Annotated in this window: 13 protein-coding genes; 9 read left to right on the top strand and 4 right to left on the bottom strand. The window is 66.8% G+C overall.

Annotated features, from left to right (window positions below; translation table 11 throughout):
• Positions 1-56: 56 nt before the first annotated feature.
• Entirely contained in the window at positions 57-2,033 is a 1,977-nt protein-coding gene (locus tag ACRB8A_RS03330) for a serine/threonine-protein kinase (protein WP_050684537.1), read from the top strand.
• A gap of 64 nt (positions 2,034-2,097) precedes the next feature.
• Here ACRB8A_RS03330 and ACRB8A_RS03325 read toward each other — a convergent pair whose 3' ends face one another.
• Positions 2,098-5,049 (bottom strand): exo-alpha-sialidase, encoded by a 2,952-nt coding sequence (locus tag ACRB8A_RS03325; protein WP_432245582.1) that lies wholly within the window; start codon positions 5,047-5,049, stop codon positions 2,098-2,100.
• Positions 5,050-5,191: 142 nt separating this feature from the next.
• Between ACRB8A_RS03325 and ACRB8A_RS03320 the strand changes: the two genes are divergently transcribed.
• From ACRB8A_RS03320 to ACRB8A_RS03285, 8 genes are all read left to right on the top strand, one after another.
• Complete coding sequence (locus ACRB8A_RS03320; protein WP_432245581.1) at positions 5,192-6,886, top strand: sialidase family protein; 1,695 nt, start codon at positions 5,192-5,194, stop codon at positions 6,884-6,886.
• 71 nt (positions 6,887-6,957) lie between these two features.
• Complete coding sequence (locus ACRB8A_RS03315) at positions 6,958-8,598, top strand: ABC transporter substrate-binding protein (RefSeq protein WP_050684521.1); 1,641 nt, start codon at positions 6,958-6,960, stop codon at positions 8,596-8,598.
• A 20-nt stretch (positions 8,599-8,618) separates the two neighbouring features.
• Entirely contained in the window at positions 8,619-9,575 is a 957-nt protein-coding gene (locus ACRB8A_RS03310) for an ABC transporter permease (RefSeq protein ID WP_124091717.1), read from the top strand.
• 3 nt (positions 9,576-9,578) lie between these two features.
• Positions 9,579-11,750 (top strand): dipeptide/oligopeptide/nickel ABC transporter permease/ATP-binding protein, encoded by a 2,172-nt coding sequence (locus ACRB8A_RS03305; RefSeq protein ID WP_432245580.1) that lies wholly within the window; start codon positions 9,579-9,581, stop codon positions 11,748-11,750.
• Positions 11,747-12,553, top strand: a complete 807-nt coding sequence (locus tag ACRB8A_RS03300; RefSeq protein WP_056598090.1) for an ATP-binding cassette domain-containing protein — start codon at positions 11,747-11,749, stop codon at positions 12,551-12,553. The genes ACRB8A_RS03305 and ACRB8A_RS03300 overlap by 4 nt, the downstream gene beginning before the upstream one ends.
• A 38-nt stretch (positions 12,554-12,591) precedes the next feature.
• Positions 12,592-13,506: a dihydrodipicolinate synthase family protein gene (locus ACRB8A_RS03295; RefSeq protein WP_432245579.1), complete on the top strand. Its 915-nt coding sequence runs from the start codon at positions 12,592-12,594 to the stop codon at positions 13,504-13,506.
• A 142-nt stretch (positions 13,507-13,648) separates the two neighbouring features.
• Positions 13,649-14,593: an ROK family protein gene (locus ACRB8A_RS03290; RefSeq protein WP_432246009.1), complete on the top strand. Its 945-nt coding sequence runs from the start codon at positions 13,649-13,651 to the stop codon at positions 14,591-14,593.
• 20 nt (positions 14,594-14,613) lie between these two features.
• Positions 14,614-15,300, top strand: a complete 687-nt coding sequence (locus ACRB8A_RS03285) for an N-acetylmannosamine-6-phosphate 2-epimerase (RefSeq protein ID WP_432245578.1) — start codon at positions 14,614-14,616, stop codon at positions 15,298-15,300.
• Between the two features lie 22 nt (positions 15,301-15,322).
• Here the strand turns inward: ACRB8A_RS03285 and ACRB8A_RS03280 are convergent, their stop codons facing one another.
• The 3 genes from ACRB8A_RS03280 to manD all read right to left on the bottom strand — a co-directional run bounded on the left by ACRB8A_RS03280 (position 15,323) and on the right by manD (position 19,694).
• Positions 15,323-16,054, bottom strand: coding sequence for a FadR/GntR family transcriptional regulator (locus ACRB8A_RS03280; protein ID WP_050684514.1), 732 nt, complete (start codon positions 16,052-16,054; stop codon positions 15,323-15,325).
• A gap of 156 nt (positions 16,055-16,210) precedes the next feature.
• Positions 16,211-18,475, bottom strand: a complete 2,265-nt coding sequence (locus ACRB8A_RS03275; RefSeq protein ID WP_432245577.1) for a gluconokinase, GntK/IdnK-type — start codon at positions 18,473-18,475, stop codon at positions 16,211-16,213.
• On the bottom strand, positions 18,465-19,694 hold the full coding sequence (manD, locus tag ACRB8A_RS03270) for a D-mannonate dehydratase ManD (RefSeq protein ID WP_050684512.1): 1,230 nt from the start codon (positions 19,692-19,694) through the stop codon (positions 18,465-18,467). Before manD ends, ACRB8A_RS03275 begins: the two co-directional genes overlap by 11 nt.
• Between the last annotated feature and the right edge of the window lie 8 nt (positions 19,695-19,702).

Genomic DNA, 19,702 nt, shown 5'->3' with positions numbered 1-19,702 from the left:
GGGTGGCCGGAACGGTGGCCCTGGGGAACCGGATCGACAGCGTTGGGGAGTACGGAATGCAATTCGCACAAACGGGTGAGGCACTGGGGGCCTCCTACCGCTTCGGCGAACGGGTGGGCTCAGGTGCCGTAGGCGAGGTTTGGACCATCACCGCCGCGGACGGCCGCACACTGGCCGCCAAGGTCCTGCGCCCCGAGCATGCAGATGATCCCTCCCTGGTGGAGCGGTTTGTCCGGGAACGGTCTGTGCTGCTGGGCCTGCAGGACCCGCACATCGTGACCGTGCGCGACATGGTGGTGGAGGGCCAGCGGCTGGCCATCGTGATGGACTACGTCCCCGGCGGCTCGCTGCGGGACGCCGTGAAGGCGGCAGGAACGCTTGGCCCCGCCGATGCCCTTAACGTCACCGCCGAGATCTTCGACGCCCTGGCCGCCGCGCATGCACGCGGCGTGACCCACCGCGACATCAAACCGGACAACGTGCTCCTGGCCCGGCCCTGGGCCGAGCGTGAACAGGGCGATGTCCGGGTTTCCGACTTCGGCATCTCCGATGTTGTGGGCGAGCGGATCCGGCAGACCACCGGCCTGATCGGCACACCCCAGTACATGCCGCCGGAGCTCATCAGCCAGGGCAGGTCCGGCCCAGCCGGCGACGTGTATTCCACCGGGGTCCTGCTGTACGAACTCCTGGCCGGCCGCACGCCGTTTGCCGGGCCCGGGACGGATTTCAGCGTGGCCTACCGCCACGTTTCCTCCCGCCCGCCGCGGATTCCGGTGGCCGACGCCGTCTGGGAGGTCCTGGACAGCCTGTTGTCCAAGGACCCGGCCCAGCGGCCCACCGCCAGGGAGGCGGCCTCGACCCTCCGGCGGCTGGCGCCGGGACTTGCCGGCGCCAGCCCGCTGGACCGCACCGGCGCACCCGAGGACTTCGCCGACGTCGAACGTCCCGCCACGGTGGTGCGCGGCGCCTTTACCGACGACGAGCTGGCGGCGTTTGCCGCCGCCCCGGCCGTGGAAGGTGAGGTTCCCGAACTCGGCGAGGCAGGCAGCGCCACAATCGTCCGCTCGATGCCCCGCCGGGACGTCCGGGCCCCCGCTGAGCAGGCACCGGCAGCCGAGGCCGGCACTCCGTTCTGGCGCACCCGAAAGGCGCTGATCCTCGGCGGAAGCGCTGCTGTCCTGCTGGTGGGCATGGTGGTGGGGTTTGTGGTGCTGGCCCCGGCTGCGCAGGAGGCGGCGCCGGCCGTCGCGGGCCAGTCCCTGTCGGCGCAGCTGCAGGACCCGGCGCTGCCAACCGGGCTGACCATCTCACGGTCAGCAGCCTTCGAACCCGCCACCGGAGAGGTCCGCCTGACGGTTTCCTACGCGGCGCAGAAAGCGCCACTTTCCGGCGACTTCCTCGAGGTCATTCCGGGCCTGGCCGGCAGCAGCACCTGCCCGGCCGCCACCTGGGACGGCGGGTCCGTCAGCCGGAACCAGGCCTCGATCACGGGCCTGGACGTCAGCTGCGGCTGGAAGGTCTCGGGACTGGACATTCCCGCCGGCGGCTCCAAGCAGGTGACCGCCAAGGTGCCGGTGGCTCCGGCGGACCAGCAGGCGCTCGATGCGTGGCTCCGCAGCGGCTCCGAGGGGACCCGCGACGCCACCGCGGATCCTGCGGTCAAAGGCACCGCCTATCCCGTCCAGCGGCTGCAGGGCGTGGAGGTCCGCACCCCCGCCCGTGTGGTAACGCCCAGCCCCCTGACCATCACGGTGGTGCCCGTGTGGGCGGGCGGGGCCGACGAACTCAACCCGCTCTACGTCAGCCCCGCGTCGGGCCGCCCGTCCCAGATGCTTGATGCCGTGGCAGCCGGCGAGAAGGGGGTGCGTTTCTCCGACGGCTGCGGCGGCGCACTGGCAGTGGACAGCTCCGGCCTCACCGTAACGGCCCTGCAGATCACGCCCCAGTGCACTGTGCGCGCCACGGTTGGCAACTTCACCGACCTGCAGTCACAGGCTTTTGGCATCACGTCGCGCGAAAGCTCCGGCAACTGACACGAAGGCGCCGGAGCGTGGGCCCGTTGCGGGCCACCCCGGGTCAGCACAAGCAGCAGCCGGGTCAGCCCTTCGGCGTCACCTGCAGCCGGTCAAAGGCCACCACGGCGCCGGCCGTATCAAGCACCACCACGTCGTCGCGGCCATTGCCCACGCCCGCGGGCAGGATGAACTCCAGCGTATTGGCCATGGTGGGGAACAGCCAGCCGATCCGGTCTGCCTTCTTGTTCAGGTACACGTAGTACCACTGGCCGTCCTCCAATCCCTGCAGCACCACTTTCTCCCCCGGTGCGTACTTGGCCCCGATCTGCAGGTCGATGGGCGACGCAGCGCTTGCCAGCTTCAGCGTCCCGGCAGCCGGCTCGGAAACCGGTTTAGCCGGTTGACGATTGAGCACCAGCGCTTCTCCGGTCACCGTTAGTGCTGCAGGCTGCAAACCGTTGTCCGCCGTGGCCTCGAAGGACACCGGCGCCAGGGTGCCTGCCGCCACATCGGCGGCTGTCAGGCGGTATTCGCGGGCAGCAGACACGGATTCGCCAACGGCGAGCGCCGCCGTTGTGATCCCCGCGGCATCTGCGGCCAGGCCGGTCAGCGGCACGTTGCCCGCGTTCCCCACCGTGTACGTGTAGGTGACAAGGTCCCCGGCGCTGGCGTACCGGTCGCCGTCGGAATCTGCCCATGCCGCGGTGACCGTGCCGTCGAGCCTGGCCTCGCGGACCTTCAGATCCACCTCGCCGCCGTCGACCGTGTAGGTTTTGGCCGTCTGCCCTGCGGCAGACACCTCCCAGGTCGTGGCCGGCGTGAAGTAGCCTTGTTCGGCCTCAGCGGCGGTCACCGTGTGGCGCGGCGTGGCGCAGGTGTACGACTGTCCGGCCGGCAGCACGGAGTAGCGGCAGTTACCGGCCCCTTCGGGCAGGAATGGGCTGAAGTTACCGCTCGTGGGAACCACTTTGGTCACCAGCGGGCTGGTGTTGGACACCGCAAACGAATACGGCACCTGGCTGCCCGCAGCGTATGGCTGGGTTGCCAGGTCGCGCCCGACGTCGGCCCTGGCACCCCTGATATCGGCGCTCACCAGGCCGTCGCGCAGGGCAATCGCGGCGCCCGCGAAGGACACCGTCCGGGTCAGCGACGGGGTGGCACTGGCCGTGACATTAAAACCCGCCGTGGGGACGAAGTAGCCGCGCTCCACGTCTGCCGCCGTGACCACGTGCCTGGCCGTGGCGCACGTATAGGAGGCCCCGGCTGCCAGGTTGTTGTACCGGCAGTTGGGGGCTGACGGCGGCAGGAACCCCGAGTCGAACGTCCCGGACACCGGCACAGCGTTCGCCGTCACAGTGGAGGTGCTTTTGACCGTCAGGGTGTAGGTGATGGTCTCCCCCACGGCATAGGGATTGGCCTGCACGTCCCTGCCCGGAGCCGTTCCGCTGATGGCCAGCCCCACCTGGGCATTGACGGGAGCCGTGGCCGCAAACGTCGACTGCGATACCCGGCCATCCGCCGTCGTGAACGCAGCGTTGAGGTTCTGCACGCCGCTGGCGCCCGCCGGGGCGGTCAGTGCCACGTTGACGGTGGCCGAAGCTCCGGGCGCGACGGCGGGGACCGGTACGGTGGTTGCCGACCAGCCGACGGGCGTGTAGACAGTCGCCGTTGCACCGGTCAGCGTGGCCGCCTCTTGATTGGTGACGGTGACTGGCACCTGGGTGGTTGCCCCACCGGCCACGGCAGTGCCCGGGACGGCCAGCGGTGCGCAGGCGTAGTTCAGCCAGGCATCGTTGAAGGACGCGAACTGCATGTTGTCCGTGTAGTTGCCCTCGTAGAGCAGGCCGAATGCGCCGTCCTGCAACCGGCTGATGGTCGAGTAAGCCGAGAATCCTGAACGCACGGTCCGCACGCCCGGCCAGGTTGCACCGTCATCGCAGGACACCCGCACCGAAACGTTTTCGCGGGCTGTCCTGGAATTCGAGTTGGTGAACACGAGCTTTTTGGCGTCCGCGGAACCCTGCGCGGCGTTAGGGAACATCCTCGCGATGGACCCGTTGTTGGCCGGGTCCGGCAGTTCCGTGTCCTGGCTGACCGGCCCGTACGTTGCGCCGCCGTCAGTGGACACCGCCACCTTGCGGTATCCCTGGTTGGCATTGTCGCGGGAGTTCAGCAGGACGCGGCCATCGGAGAGTTCCACGGTCTTGTTTTCGTCCATCCGGTCGCCCACGTTGGCGCCCTTCTGCCACGTGAGGCCGTGGTCGTCCGAGTAGACGCTGTAGGCCTGGATTTTGTTGCCGCCATCTGCCTGCCGGATGTCGCCGGCGTATTGCTGGATCAGCCGGCCCTTGTGGGCACCGTACTTGAGCTGGATGCCCTCACCCGAGGATGCGAAGTTGGACCGGACGTCACCCGCCACGGGGCTCGTTTTGCTGGTGCCGGGCTTGGTTACGTTGGTGATGAGCCGCGGCTGGCTCCATGTCACGCCGCCATCAGCGGATTCGATCACGGCTGACGAGATGACATTGCGGTCAGCATCGCTGTTGCCGAACTGGCTCCCGCCGAAGCCCTGGTCCTTGGAATAGACGAAGAAAGCGAAGACCTTGCCTGCCTCGGCATCGAAAATGTAGGAGGGGTCGCTGTAACCGTACTTCGGGCTGCTTGCATCGCCCGGCTGGCCTGCGGCGATGGTCTGCACCGGCCCCCAGGTGGCGCCGCCGTCCGTGCTGCGGCGCTGCACAATCGAGTTGGCGTTGGGAGCATCAGCGGCACTGCCCGGGCGGCCGTCCCACGCTGCAAGGACCACGTTGTTGCCAAGGTACGTCAGGGCCGGAATGCGGTAGAAGAAGTTGGCCGCCGTGCGATCGGCGCCGAGGTTCTGTTCCGCGAAGCTGCCCGGTGGGGTGGCTGGGTTGGGCGAAGGGATGGGTGCGGCATTGGCTGGAAGGAGGCTGGCGGCCAGCAACGCCAGCCCGGCGGCGCCGGCGCCGAGGGTCCGCGCCGCGCCTCGAAGTTTTGGTCTTTGGTTTTTCATACCGTGGTCCTCTCGTCTGCGACGGTGAGATCGGGAAGGCGTGTGTTGTAGCTCATACATACAACGTCCTACAACATACGTTGGAAGTCAGCGCCTGGCTAGCCCCCTACCGCCCCCGCACCCCAGTCCCTAGGATGAAGGTATGACATCCCATCTCCAACCCATCCGTGAGCAGGTACTGGCAACCCGTGGCGTCGGCGGCTACCGGCAGTACCGCATTCCCGCCTTGGCCGTCACAAGGACCGGCACCCTGCTGGCCGCCTACGACGGGCGGCCCAACCTTGACGACCTGCCCAACCCGATCGATCTGCTGCTGCGACGCAGCTCCGACAGCGGACAGACCTGGACCGACCAGCAGGTGGTGCGTTCCGGCGTCGGACTGCAGGGATTCGGCGACCCCAGCCTGCTGGTGGACAGCCACACCGGGCGGATCTTTATGTTCCACGCCGCCGGTACGCACGCAGGCTTCTTCGAAGCGGTGGAAGGACTCGAGCCGGACGATGCAGTCCAGCACGCCGACCTCAGCTTCTCTGACGATGACGGCCGCACCTGGCGGCACCGCAGGATCACCGACCAACTTAAAGTCCCGGGCGTCACCGGCCTTTTCGCCGCCGCCGGTCAAGGCATCCAGATCCACACCGGCCCCTTCACCGGCCGCCTGGTGCAGCAGTTTGTCCTTTTGGTGACCGGCCAGATCATGGCGGCCTCGGCCTACAGCGACGACCATGGCGACTCATGGAGCCTGGGGGCGCTTCTGGGACCGGGGCCGCATGGGATCAATCCCAACGAGAACAAAGTGGTGGCTTTGCACGATGGGCGCCTCCTCCTGCACTCCCGGGCCACTCCGGCCCGGCTCGCCGCGCACTCGGACGACGGCGGGGCCTCCTGGAGCGATCTGGCTCCGGTCCCGGACCTCCCGGACCCCAGCGACAACGGTTCCCTGGCACGGTTCGACGGGTTGCCGGCGGTGACCGGGCATGCCAGGCAGGAAACCGATGGCTGGCTGCTGGCCACGAACAACAACGACACCCTGCTCCGGCGGAACACCACCCTCAACCTCTCCACGGACAACGGCGCAACGTGGCCCCGGAAGCTGGTCCTGTGCCCCGGCAGCTCCGCCTATTCCACCGCCTGCCGGCTGCCGGACGGCAGTATTGGCGTGCTGTATGAGCGCCAGGGGTACCGCGACATTGTTTTTGCGTCAGTGCCAACGGCAAACCTGCTGGCCGCGCAACCGTCAGCAGAGCCCCCGGAACGCAACGGCAGTCTCGGCTTCGAGATGGAGCTGCGCTCCATTACCCCGGGCAGGCCGGCAGATTGGCAGGACGTTGGCGAGTCGCACGCACTCCCGGCCAACGATGCCGGCTGGGACACCCATACCTGGAAAGAGATCGGCCACGGATATGGCGCCCAGCAGATCCTCGGCAGCAGGGAAGCCCAGGACCTGAATTACGGCCCCATCAGCGCGGGCTACAAAGCAGGTGATATCTTCGCCTTCACCGGGCGGGCCAGCAACAACGGCCCGGCACCCGCAGCACTGGTAACACTGCATGGACCCGGAGCCGACGCCTTCGAACCCACGGACCTCAAGAGCGGCCACGAGGCCCGTTTTTTCACCCCCACCTACACCGTCACGGAAGCCGACGTGGCAGCGGGAACGGCCACTGTCACTTATGTACTGACGGCCACAGTGGGAGCAGGACGCGTCCGGACAGGCAAGGAGTTTGCCTGCAACACCAGCACCGGTGAGATCCTCGAGCGCCTGCTGGACGATGACAGCCTGCGGCAGGCTCCGCAACCGGGCGCAAACCCGGCGCCCCTTGACGAACCCCTGTGATGGCCCTTACAGTTTTCTTACGAGCTCGGACATCCTACATCCGATAAACCCTTTCACATGGTGAGGCCCTCATGAACACCCTCAAGCATCTGCCGCTGGTCAATGACGCCAGCCGCCGCAATTTCCTCAAGATCTCCGGTGTTATGGGCATCGCAGCAGCCATCACCACCTCCGTTGCAGCCTGCGGCGGTCCCGCGGCCACCACCACCGGCTCCGCCACCAATACGGCAGCCGTCAATAAGGACCTCACCATCGAGGCAGGCATCTCCTACGCCCTTTCCACCGGCTTCGATCCGATCTCCTCCTCCGGCGCCACACCCATGGCGGCCAACCTGCACGTCTTCGAAGGCCTGGTGGAACTCCACCCGGCAACACGCAAGCCGTACAACGCCCTCGCGGCGTCGGACCCCACCATGGTCAACGAGACCACCTACCGGGTCACTCTCCGCGACGGTGCCATGTTCCACAATGGCTCCCCCGTCACCACAGAGGATGTTGTCTTTTCCTTCACCCGCGTGATGGACCCGGCCAACAAGTCCCTGTTCTCCCAGTTCATTCCCTTTATCCAGGAGGTCAAGGCGGTCGACGCCAAGACCGTGGAGTTCACCCTCAAGTACGGCTTCCCGGGCTTCGGTCCCCGCATCTCCGTGGTGAAGATCGTCCCCAAGGCACTCACCAACTTCCCGGTGGGCTCCGACCAGCTGAAGGCTTTCGACGCCGCCCCCGTTGGCACCGGCCCCTACAAGCTGATCTCCGCCGTCAAGGACGACAAGATCATCTTTGAAGCCAACAGCGCCTACAACGGCCCCATGCCGGCACTCGCCAAGGGCATGACCTGGCTCCTGCTCTCCGACGCCGCGGCCCGCGTGACCGCCATGCAGTCAGGCCGCGTGCAGGCCATTGAAGATGTCCCCTACCTGGACGTTGATGGCCTGAAAGCCAAGTCCAGCGTGGAGTCGGTGCAGTCCTTTGGCCTGATGTTCCTGATGTTCAACTGCTCCGCTGCCCCGTTCGACAACAAAAAAGTGCGCCAGGCACTGCACTACGGCCTGGACAAGGACGCCATCATCAAGAAGGCCCTGTTCGGCAACGCCAAGCCGGCATCGTCGTACTTCCAGGAAGGCCACCCGGACTACGTCAAGGCCAAGAACGTCTACGGCTACGACGCCCAGAAGGCGGCCGACCTGCTCAAGGAGGCCGGTGTTACCAGCCTCGAGTTCGAGCTCCTCACCACCGACACCGCCTGGGTCAAGGACGTAGCTCCGCTGATGCTCGAGTCCTGGAACAAGATCCCCGGCGTCAAGGTCACCTTGAAGAACCTCCAGTCCGGTGCGTTGTATTCAGACCGCGTGGCAAAGGGTGACTACACAGTGGTTGCCGCCCCCGGCGATCCGTCCGTCTTCGGCAACGACGCTGACCTGCTGCTCAGCTGGTTCTACGCCGGTGACACGTGGATGAAGAACCGCGCCTTCTGGGCCACCACTCCGGAGCGCGCCGCCCTGGTGGACCTGATGTCCAAGGCCGGCCGCGCGTCGTCGTCGGAAGCCAAGGCACTGACCGGCCAGATCGTTGACCTGGTTTCCGAGGAAGTTCCCCTCTACCCGATGTTCCACCGCCAGCTCCCCAGCGCCTGGGATTCCACCAGGCTCAGCGGCTTCGCGCCCCTCCCCACCACCGGAGTTTCCTTCGTTGGTGTGGGCCGCACATCCTGATCTGATCAACGGAGAAGACATTGACCACCATATTGCGACTGCTGGGCAGACGGCTCGCAGCGTTGCCCCTCATGATCCTGGGCATCACGCTGCTGGTGTTCCTGGTCCTGCAGGCAGCACCGGGCGACCAGGCCAGCAGTGCCCTGGGCGAAGGTGCCAGCGAAGAGGCCAAGGAACAGTACCGGGAGTCCAACGGGCTCAACGACCCCTTGCCCCTGCAGTACATCAGTTTCCTGGGCAGGCTCCTGCAGTTCGACCTTGGCGTCACCACTCCCCCGGCCAAACCGGTTGCCGGCATGATCGCCACGGCGTTTCCCCTGACGCTGCAGCTGACCTTCCTAGGCGTCATCATCGCCGTGGTGGTCTCGCTGGTCTTCGGCATCATCGGCGCCCTGTACCGGGATAAGTGGCAGGACCAGGTGGTTCGTGTCTTCTCCATCGCGGCGGTAGCAACACCGTCGTTCTGGCTGGGTATCCTGCTGATCCAGTGGTTCGCCCTGGGCAGCAACCCGCTCTTCCCGTCCGGTGGAATCGCGACGCCCGAATCCGGCTTTGGCGGCTGGCTCAACTCCATGGCCCTGCCGGCCCTGGCACTGGGCATCCCGGTCTCCGCTTCCCTCATCCGGGTGGTCCGCACTTCGATGGTGGAGGAACTGGACCGCGACTACGTCCGGACGGCCGTCGGCAACGGCGTGCCGTACCGCGAAGTGGTCTCCAAGAACGTCCTGCGCAACGCCCTGGTGACTCCGGTGACCGTGCTGGGCCTGCGCGTTGGCTACCTGCTGGGCGGCGCCGTCGTGATCGAAATGATCTTCGCGCTGCCGGGCATGGGTCAGCTGATCCTCAACGGCATCACCAACCTGGACGTCAACCTGGTGCAGGGCGTGGTGCTCACCATTTCCGTCACATTCGTCCTGGTGAACATCGCCGTGGACCTTCTCTACCTGCTCATCAACCCCCGAATCAGGACCGTGTGACCCATGCGCAGCAAACTCGCTGAACGCCTGAGCGCCCCCGGACTCCGCTTCAAGGCCCTGCCTTGGAGCTCCCGCCTGGCCCTCGTCTTCCTTGTGATCATTGCCGCGGCCGCCATCTTCGCCCCCGTTCTTGCGCCGCACGATCCCCTGGAATCCTTCACCCCGGCCACCCCTCCCGGCGGCGAGCACCTCTTCGGCACCGACCGGCTGGGCCGCGACATCTTCTCCCGGCTGCTGTTCGGTTCGCAGTCCTCGCTGCTGATCGGCCTCGGCGCCGTGGCCCTCGCTGTCCTGGTGGGAGCGCTGCTGGGATCCCTGGCAGCCACGTCCAGCAAGACCGTCAATGAACTGATCATGCGCATCATGGACATCCTGATGGCCTTCCCCGGCATCGCTTTGGCCGCTGTGCTGCTGGCAGCATTCGGCAACTCCGTGCCCACCATCATCCTGGCGATCGCCATCATCTACACCCCGCAACTGGCCCGGGTGGTCCGCGCCAACGTGCTCTCGCAGTACGGCGAGGATTACGTCCGTGCCGAGCGGGTCATCGGCGCCGGCCGCTTCTACATCCTGCTCAAGCACATTGTCCGCAACACCGCCGCCCCGGTGCTGGTGTTCGCCACGGTCATGGTGGCTGACGCCATCATCCTCGAAGCGTCGCTGTCCTTCCTCGGCGCCGGCGTCCAGGATCCGGCACCGTCCTGGGGCAACGTGATCTCCTATGGCCGCAATCTGGTGCTCTCCGGCGGCTGGTGGGCCACTACCTTCGCCGGCCTCACCATCCTGCTCACGGTGCTGGCCCTGAACATCCTCGCCGAAGGCCTCACGGATGCCATGGTCAACCCCAAGCTGCGGCGCGCACCGGCGGTAAAGGACGACGACGGCGCTGCCGCCCTCACCGCCGTCGACGCCGTGGTGGGCACCTCAGTTGCCCAGGGCTCCGTCGTGGAGCAACACGAACTCGACGCGGTGCAGGCCGCGCCGCGGCACAGCCTGTCCGACGACGGCATGGGAGCAGGTGCCGGCGAGCCGGATCACGGCGCCGCCGTGATCTCGGCGAACCCGAACGCCCGGCTGGACGAAGAACTCCTGCGCCTGGCCGCAGTGGAAGCCACCCGGACCGACCGGCTGCCCCAGGTTCCGGCCGATGCGCGCACAGTGCTCGAGGTGACCAACCTGTCCATCAAATTCCCGGGCCGGTTCGGGGCCACGGCCATCGTGGACAATGTCTCCTTCACCGTGAAGGAAGGCGAAACCATGGCGCTGGTGGGCGAATCCGGTTGCGGAAAGTCCATCACCTCCCTGGCCATCATGGGGTTGTTGGCCAAAACGGCGGAGATCACCGGCTCCATCACCTTCGACGGCAAGGAACTGCTGGATCCCGCCCGCAAGCACAGCAGCATCAAGGCTTACCAGGGCCTTCGCGGGGAGCAGATCGCCATGGTCTACCAGGACGCGTTGAGCTCGCTGAACCCGTCCATGAAGATCAAGGACCAGATGACCCAGTTGACCCGGCGGGGCGGTCGGAAGACGCCCACCGAGCTGCTGGAAATGGTCAAGCTGGACCCGGTCCGGACGCTGGCAAGCTACCCGCATGAGCTGTCCGGCGGGCAACGCCAGCGCGTCCTGATCGCCATGGCCCTGTCCCGTTCGCCCAGGATCGTGGTGGCCGATGAGCCCACCACCGCCCTGGACGTCACCGTGCAGAAACAGGTGGTTGACCTGCTCAACGACCTCCGCGAAGAGCTTGGCTTCGCCATGGTGTTCGTCAGCCACGACCTGGCCCTGGTGGCTTCGCTGGCACACCGGGTCACCGTTATGTACGCGGGCCAGGTGGTGGAATCTGCGCAGACCTCCGCGCTGCTGCAGGATCCCCGCCATGAGTACACCCGCGGCCTCCTGGGCGCTGTCCTCTCCATCGAGGCGGACGCCACCCGGCTGCACCAGATCCCCGGCACGGTCCCCTCCCCGCAGGACTTCGCCCCCGGCGACCGTTTCGCGCCCCGGTCCCTGCGGGCCGACGCCGATCCCAACCAACGCCTGGTCCTCACCCCGGTGTCCGCCGGTTCAAGGGTTCCTGCCGGTTCCCCGGCTGCTGCCGAACCTGCCACCTCCACCGGGGCTTCGGATGCAGAACACTTCTGGGCCAGCCACCTCAAGGAGGACGCGAAATGAACGCCGCCACCGGCACCCCCGTCATTGAACTCAAGAACGTCAAGGTCCACCACCGGGCCCGCTCCGGATCGCTCTTCAAGCCCACCATCGTCAAGGCCGTGGATGGCGTGGACTTCAGCATCAGCCGTGGTGAAACCGTCGGCATCGTGGGCGAATCCGGTTGCGGCAAGTCCACCCTGGCCGCCGTGCTGGTGGGCCTGCAGCCGCCCACATCCGGTGAGGTACTGTTCCACGGCAAGCCCGCCATCAAGCGGAACGCCGCCATGCGCAAGGAATTTGGCCGCTCCGTTTCGGTGGTCTTCCAGGACCCGGCAACGGCCTTGAATCCCCGGATGACCATTGCGGATATCCTGACGGACCCGCTCCAGATCCACGGGATCGGCACCGCAGCGTCCCGCGCTGCCAAGGTGGACGAACTGCTGGCGCTGGTTGGCCTGCCGGCTTCGGCAGCCGGGGTCACGCCGTCGCAGGTTTCGGGCGGCCAGCGCCAGCGCGTGGCAATCGCCCGGGCACTGGCCCTGGACCCGGACATCATTGTGGCGGACGAGCCCACCTCCGCGCTGGATGTTTCGGTGCGGGCCCAGGTGCTGAACCTGCTCTCCGACCTGAAGACCCGGCTGAACCTGGGCCTGGTGTTCATCTCGCACGATATCCAGACCGTCCGCTATGTCTCGGACCGCATCTGCGTTATGTACTTCGGCAACATCGTTGAACAGGGCCCCGCCGCGCAGGTCTTCGACACCCCCAGCAACGACTACACCCGCAAGCTGCTGGGCGCCGCTCCCAGCCTGCTGCACACCTGAATTTTCCCGCTTCGCTTTTCAACCATTGGAGTTACCCCATGCCCCAGTTTTCCGGCGTCATCCCGCCCGTCGTCACTCCCCGCCACACCGATGGCAGCATCGACACAGATTCCCTGAAGAACGTCACCAAGCATCTGCTCGACGGCGGCGTCTCCGGTCTGTTTGTCCTCGGCTCCTCCGCTGAGGTGCCCTACATGACGGATGCCGAGCGCGCCCTGGTGGTCAGCACCATCGCCGAGGCCAATGCCGGCGCCGTCCCGCTGATTGTGGGCGCCAACGAACAAACCACCAACCGTGTGATCGAAGAGGCCAGGAAGGTCATCGACCTGGGCGCTGAAGCGATCGTTGTCACCTCCATGTACTACGCCATTGGCAACGCCGCCGAGACCGAGACGCACTTCCGGGCCGTCCACGCCGCCGTCGACAAGCCCATCTTCGCCTACGACGTTCCCGTCCGGACGCACTTCAAGCTCCCCGTTGACCTGCTGGCACGGCTGGGCCGCGACGGCGTCATCACCGGCGTCAAGGACTCCTCCGGCGACGATGTTGGCTTCCGCCAGCTGCTGCTGGCCACCAAGGACAACCCCGGGCTGAGCATCTTCACCGGCCACGAGGTGGTGGTGGACGGCGCCCTCCTGGGCGGGGCGCACGGCGTGGTCCCGGGCCTCGGCAACGTTGACCCGGCCGGCTACCGCCGCCTGTTCGATGCTTCCCAGGCCGGCGACTGGGCCGGCGCACGCCGCGAGCAGGACCGCCTGGCTGACGTCTTCGAAATCGTCTTCACCCCCAACGGCCGGGTCTCCGGGGGCGCTGCGGGACTGGGTGCGTTCAAGACCGCGCTGCAGATCATGGGCGTCATCGAGTCCAACACCATGAGCGTGCCCATGCCGGCACTGAACGACTCCGAGACCGCCGCCATCAAGCTGATCCTGGCGCGTAACGGCCTGGTCTAGGTTCTACTGGGGTGTTGGGCACCCATCTTTTGCCGGTTGCTGCGCTCGTTCCTCGCGCTTTTGACGCAACCTACGCAAAAGATGGGCGTCCAACGCCGCCTCCCGTAGTCCGGCTCCCCCGCGATCCCCTGTGAGGAAGAAATTGATGTACGCGATCGGTGTTGACCTGGGTGGCACCAAGACTGCTGCCGGGGTTGTTTCCGGAGCCGGGGAGGTCCTGTTTTCGGAGACCATTCCTACGCTGAACCGCGGCGGCGGCGCGGCGATCCTCGATGCTACTGCTGCGCTGGTTTCGGGGCTCATTTCCCGGGCCGCTGCTGCCGGGATCACCGTCGACCGCGTCGGGGCTGGTTCTGCCGGGGTGATCGATGCATCGCGCGGGGTGGTGGTTTCGGCTACCGACGCGATCCTCGGCTGGGCCGGGACGGACCTGACTGCCGGGCTGGCCTCGCGGCTGGGGTTGCCGCCGTCGTCCGTGCGGGCCGTAAACGACGTCCACGCCCATGCGCTCGGCGAGGCCTGGACCGGCTCCGCCGCCGGAACGGCGAGTTCGCTCCTGGTGGCGTTCGGAACGGGCGTCGGCGGCAGCTTTGTCCTGGCCGGCACTCCCGTCCTGGGCCATCGCCACGTGGGCGGGCACGTGGGCCACGTCGCCTCGCCCTATGCCTACCACAACGGTGCCGCGCTCCCCTGCGTCTGCGGCCACACGGGCCACGTCGAGGCCATCGCCTCCGGACCGGCCATCCTCGAATCCTTCCGCCGCTTCGGCGGCCCACCCCAGGTCCGGGACACCCGGGCCGTCTTTTCCTTGGCGCACGACGGCGACGCTGCCGCCATCAAGGCGATCGGCGCGGGCGCGGGCGCGGCGGGCCAGGCCGTTGGCGGCCTGGCCAACATCCTGGACCCTGCCGTGGTGGTGGTTTCCGGTGGACTGGCCGATGCCGGCGACCTCTGGTGGCTCCCCATGGAACGCGCGCTGAGGGCCGAACTCCTGGCCCCGCTGGCGGACGTGCCGGTGCTGCGGGCAGCCCTGGGCAACACAGCCGCCATTGTGGGCGCAGGAAAACTCGTTCTGAAACCATGCTGAAACTACTCGCAGGAGAACCCATGATCCTCACTCCCGAAGGCCTTGAGGCCCTCCGCTCCCAATTGATCGTTTCCTGCCAGGCGTACCCCGGCGAGCCCATGCGGGATCCACGCACCACCGGCCAGGTCGCCGCGTCGGCGGTGATCGGCGGGGCTGCGGCGATCCGCGTCCAGGGCCTGGCTGACATTGAGTTCACCAGGACCGCCGTCGACGTTCCCGTCATTGGGCTCTGGAAGGACGGCCACGACGGCGTCTTCATCACCCCCACCCTGCGGCACGCCCTGGCCGTGGCGAACGCCGGCGCCCACGTGGTGGCCATCGACGGCACGCGCCGGGCCCGCCCGGACGGCCTGAGTTTCGCCGCCACCGTCGCCGGGATCCACGCCGGGTCGCTCGCCCTGGTCATGGCCGACTGCGGCTCCCTCGATGATGCGCTGGCCGCCGCCGATGCCGGCGCGGACCTGATCGGCACCACCCTGTCCGGCTATTCCGGGGAGCGGCCAAAAACTGCCGGCCCGGACCTGGAACTCCTGGGCCTGATTGCTGCCGCCGGGCTCGCCGCACCCTTGATCGCCGAGGGCCGGATCCACACTCCGGCGCAGGCCAGGCAGGCCCTAAATGCCGGTGCGTTTGCGGTTGTGGTGGGGACTGCCATCACGCATCCGGCCAGCATCACCGGCTGGTTCAAAGGCGCCCTGGACGCCTGACCTGCCTCGCGGCAGGGGCGGCCTACTCCCCCGCAACGTCCTTGAGCTTGAGCCTGATGCCGTCGAAGTGCCTTTGCAGGCGCTCGGCGGCCAGGGCCTTGTCCCGGTTGGCCACGGCGTCGTAGATGTCCCAGTGGTCCTGGGCCTGCTGCTCCAGGTTGACGGTTCCGGTGCCGAGCGCCAGGTGGATCTGGCGGTACACCTGCCAGAACACGTCGACCAGGCTGGTCAGCAGCTCGTTGTTGAGGGGCGCGTACAGGCGGCGGTGGAATTCGGCGTCGTGCTCCACCAGCATTTCGCCGCGGCTGGCAGCTTCCTGCATGCCCTGCATCACGGCCTTAAGCTCTGCGAGGTGTTCCTCGGTCAGCACATCGATGGCCGAGCCGATCAGGCCGGATTCCAGGGCCTGGCGCACGTCCACCAGTTCCATGGCCTCTTCGCCCTTGTGGCGCAGCGAGAGGCGGCCACGGAATGTCAGTCCAGCCACCAACGCCGTGAAGTTGTTCGGGGCCACAAACATGCCGAAGCCGTGCCGGATCTCGATGACGCCCAGGGCCTGGAGCACCTTGAGGGACTCCCGGACCGTGTTCCGGCCAACGCCGAGTTCCGTTGACAACTCGCTCTCGGTGGGCAGTGCATCGCCCACGTCCAGTCCGCGCTCTAGGATAAGATCCATGATCCGTGTCTGCAGGGCCTGGGAGCGGAGCTGGGCACTGAATCGGGCTGGCGAAACTCCTGCAGGCGCTGTGGTCACGATATCTCCTTAGGCAGCCGTCGGGTGGCGGCCTTTCTCTTCTCCCAGTATACAGGAGATGGGACGTCCCCTGTCTGTTTTGGCCAAAGAAAAACGCCATTCCCGCCGGAATTTATCCGGCTGGAATGGCGCCGTTTCTTGTGGGTAAAGCCCAGGCTAGAGCCTGGTGTCGAAGGACCCGCAAAACACGTTCTCGTTGAACGTGCCGGTGAATTCCGACTTGCCCTGGATCTTCTGCACCGCGGCACGGATCGCCTCGCGACTGCCGGCGTGGGCATGGATGGCAGTCCGGACCATGGGCACGTCAATCAGGTGGTTGGGCTGGTTGAGGGACACAAACACCGTGGGAACCTCGGTGCTGTACCACGGGATCTCCGCGGCCATGGGGCTGGACCACTTGATCCGGATGGCGGCCTCCTGTGCGAAGCCCTTCACGTTGGCAAACACAAAGGCGGCGTCGTATCTGGCGGGATAGTCGTCCGTGGCTTCCTCGGCCAGCACAGACATGAAGTTCACGCCTTCCTCCCCCGCGGCCTCCCGCTGCTCCGCGGTCCGGAACAGGTGCACCTCGAATCCGGCGGCTTCGAGCTCCTCGCGGACGGTATCGAGGTAGGCCAGCGGATCGGCGCGGGTGAAGTCCGCACCGCCGGAAACGCCGTACAGGCGGATCCGCTTATGCGTCGCGGGTGTGATGGGCAGGTTTCCGGCGGTGTCCTTGACCAGGGTGACCGTTTTGTCCGCGACGTCCGCGGCAATGGCGCGGTGCGCCTCGCCGCCGATCACTTCGAGAGCGGCTGCCGGCGGCACCAGGTCCGTCGCGTTCCTGCGGTGCAGGCCGAGGCTGGCCTTCAGGCCGAGGATCCGGCGCAGGGCATCGTGCAGCCGCTGCTCGGTGAGGACCCCCGACTTATACCCCTCCAGCATGTAGCCGAAATCCTCCGCCGGGTTGCGGAAGAACAGGAACATGTCGCAGCCTGCGGCGATGGTGGCGGGGACCAGGTCGCTGCGCTTCATGGCCTGCGTAAGTCCCACCATCAACGATGCGTCGGTCAGGATGAGCCCGTTGAAGCCCAGTTCGCCGCGGAGCAGGTCCTGCAGCAGTTCCGGTGCCAGCGTGGCCGGCAGGATGTCGCGGTCCGCGATTCCCGGCCGGAAATGCCGCGACAGTTCCGGCGCCCCGATGTGCCCGGCCATGATGGATTGCACGCCGTGCCCAATCAGCTCCCGGTAGACGTGCCCGTAGGTCCGGTTCCAGTCCCCGTAGCCCAGGGTGTTGTATGACGTAACCACGTGCTGGTCCCGTTCGTCCATGCCGTCGCCCGGGAAGTGCTTCATGGCGCAGACGGTGGGCGATTCGCTGATGCCGTCGAAGTACTCCTTGGCCCGCTCCACCACGACCTCCGGCGTATTACCGAAGGACCGGGTGGAGACCACGGTGTTCCGCCAGTTGTAGTGGATGTCCACGATGGGTGCGAAAGCCCAGTTGCAGCCGAGGGCCGCCGTTTCCACGCCTGCCACCTGGCCCATCCGCCGGGCAATCCCTTTGTCCGGATGGGAGCCGGCCTGCAGGTGCGTGCTCACGAAGGTTCCGTCGTCGCAGCTGCCGGCGCCACCCATTTCCGGGTTTGAGGCCACCAGCAGCGGAATCCGCGACCGCGACTGGGCATACCGGATGTGTTCCTGGACGGCTGCCGAGGGGCCCGGCCGGTAGCGCATGCCGCCCACGTGGTACGTGTCCAGGACCTCGTCCAGGTACCGGGGGGCGTAGCTGTTGTTGTGGTTGATGAACAGCTGGCCGATCTTCTCCTCCAGCGTCATCGCGGAGAGGGTGCCCTCCACCCAGGCGATGGCCTCGGCGTCGAGCGTGAACGGCGCCGCGGTGAGGTCCACGTCGAACTGCCGCCGTCCGGCACCGGCCGGCCCCAGGGCGGCCAGCGCCCGGTCCACCTGTTGGTCCACCGGCAAGGCGATGTCCACCACCACACCCGCCTCATCCGGCTGCAGCTCCTCGAGCGTGTCCAGCTGGGAGTCCAGCAGCGACAGGGGCATAAAGTGTCCCGGCCGGGCCGCCATCCGGCCGGCCAGGAGGTCCCGGCCGCCGTGCAGGTGGACAAACACCACGGACGCGTCGCCGCTGCGGATCAGGTCGCGGTAGCGGCGTTTGAGCGCGCTGCACGCAATCACCAGGCCCGCGTCCGACGCCGAGAAGCGGCTGCCGATTTCAGCCAGCCACGGTGCGCGGTCGGCGTCGTCCAATGGAGTTCCGGCAGCCATTTTGTCGATGTTGGACTGCGGATGCAGCGAATCGCCGTCGACGAAGATTGCGCCAAGGCGTTCGGCGAGGGCTGCGCCCACAGTGCTTTTGCCGCAGCTGGTCACGCCCATCACCACAATGTGGGCCGGGGCTTGTTTACCAGTCATGGACGGTACCGTCCACCAGGCGGTTGTACGGCAGGTAGGCCTGCTGGTACGGGAACGCGGCGGCGGCCTCCTCGTTGAATTCGACGCCGATGCCTGGCTCGTTGCCCGGGTGCAGGTAGCCGTCCTTGAATGTCATGGACTGCTGGAAGACCTCGTTGGTCTTGTCCGAGTGCTGCATGTATTCCTGGATCCCGTAGTTATGGATGGCCAGGCCCACGTGCAGCTGCGCTGCGAAGCCCACCGGGGAAATGTCCGTAGGGCCGTGGAAGCCGGACTTGATCTGGTACTGCGCGGCGAAGTCCATCACCTTCTTCAGCGGGGAAATGCCGCCGAAGTGGGTGGAGGCGGCCCGGACGTAGTCGATCAGCTGTTCCTTGATGATGGTCTGGTAGTCGTACACGGTGTTGAAGATTTCGCCGATTGCCAGCGGCGTGGTGGTGTGCTGGCGGACCAGGCGGAGCGCTTCCTGGTTCTCCGCCGGGGTGCAGTCCTCAAGCCAGAAGAGGTCGTAAGGCTCCAGGGCTTTGCCCAGCTTGGCGGCCTGGATGGGTGTCATCCGGTGGTGCCCGTCGTGGAGCAGCGGCAGTTCCGGGCCGAACTCGTTGCGCACGGCTTCGAACACGGTGGGCAGGTGGCGCAGGTACGCGCGGGTGTCCCAGTCTTCCTCCACAGGGAACGCGCCCCGGCCGGCGGGCTCGTAGTCGTAGCGTTCACCCGAGGCCTGGGCCTGGGCGGCTACCCCGTAGACAGCCTTGATGCCGGGGACCGCGGTCTGGATCCGCACCGATTTGTAGCCCAGTTCCAGGTGCTCGCGGACCGAATCAAACAGCGAAGGGATGTCCGCGCCGGAGGCGTGGCCGTAGGCGCGCAGCCCGTTCCGCGAGGCGCCGCCCAACAGCTGGTACACGGGCATGCCGGCCAGTTTGCCCTTGATGTCCCACAGGGCCATGTCCACTGCGGCGATCGCGGCCATCGTCACCGGCCCGCGCCGCCAATACGAGGACCGGTAAAGGAACTGCCAGGTGTCCTCAATCCGGTGCGGGTCCTTTCCGATCAGCAGTTGCGCCACATGCTCCTTGAGGTACGCGGCCACCGCGAGTTCGCGGCCGTTGAGGGTGGCGTCGCCGATGCCGGTGACTCCGTCCTCGGTGGTGATGCGCAGGGTCACGAAGTTGCGCGAGGGGCTTGTCACGAAGACTTCGGCGGCAATGATTTTCACAGCTGGTC

It is taken from the genome of Arthrobacter sp. G.S.26, assembly GCF_050847375.1.
GTDB lineage: Bacteria > Actinomycetota > Actinomycetes > Actinomycetales > Micrococcaceae > Arthrobacter.
This window is presented reverse-complemented; position numbering and strand designations above follow the sequence as displayed.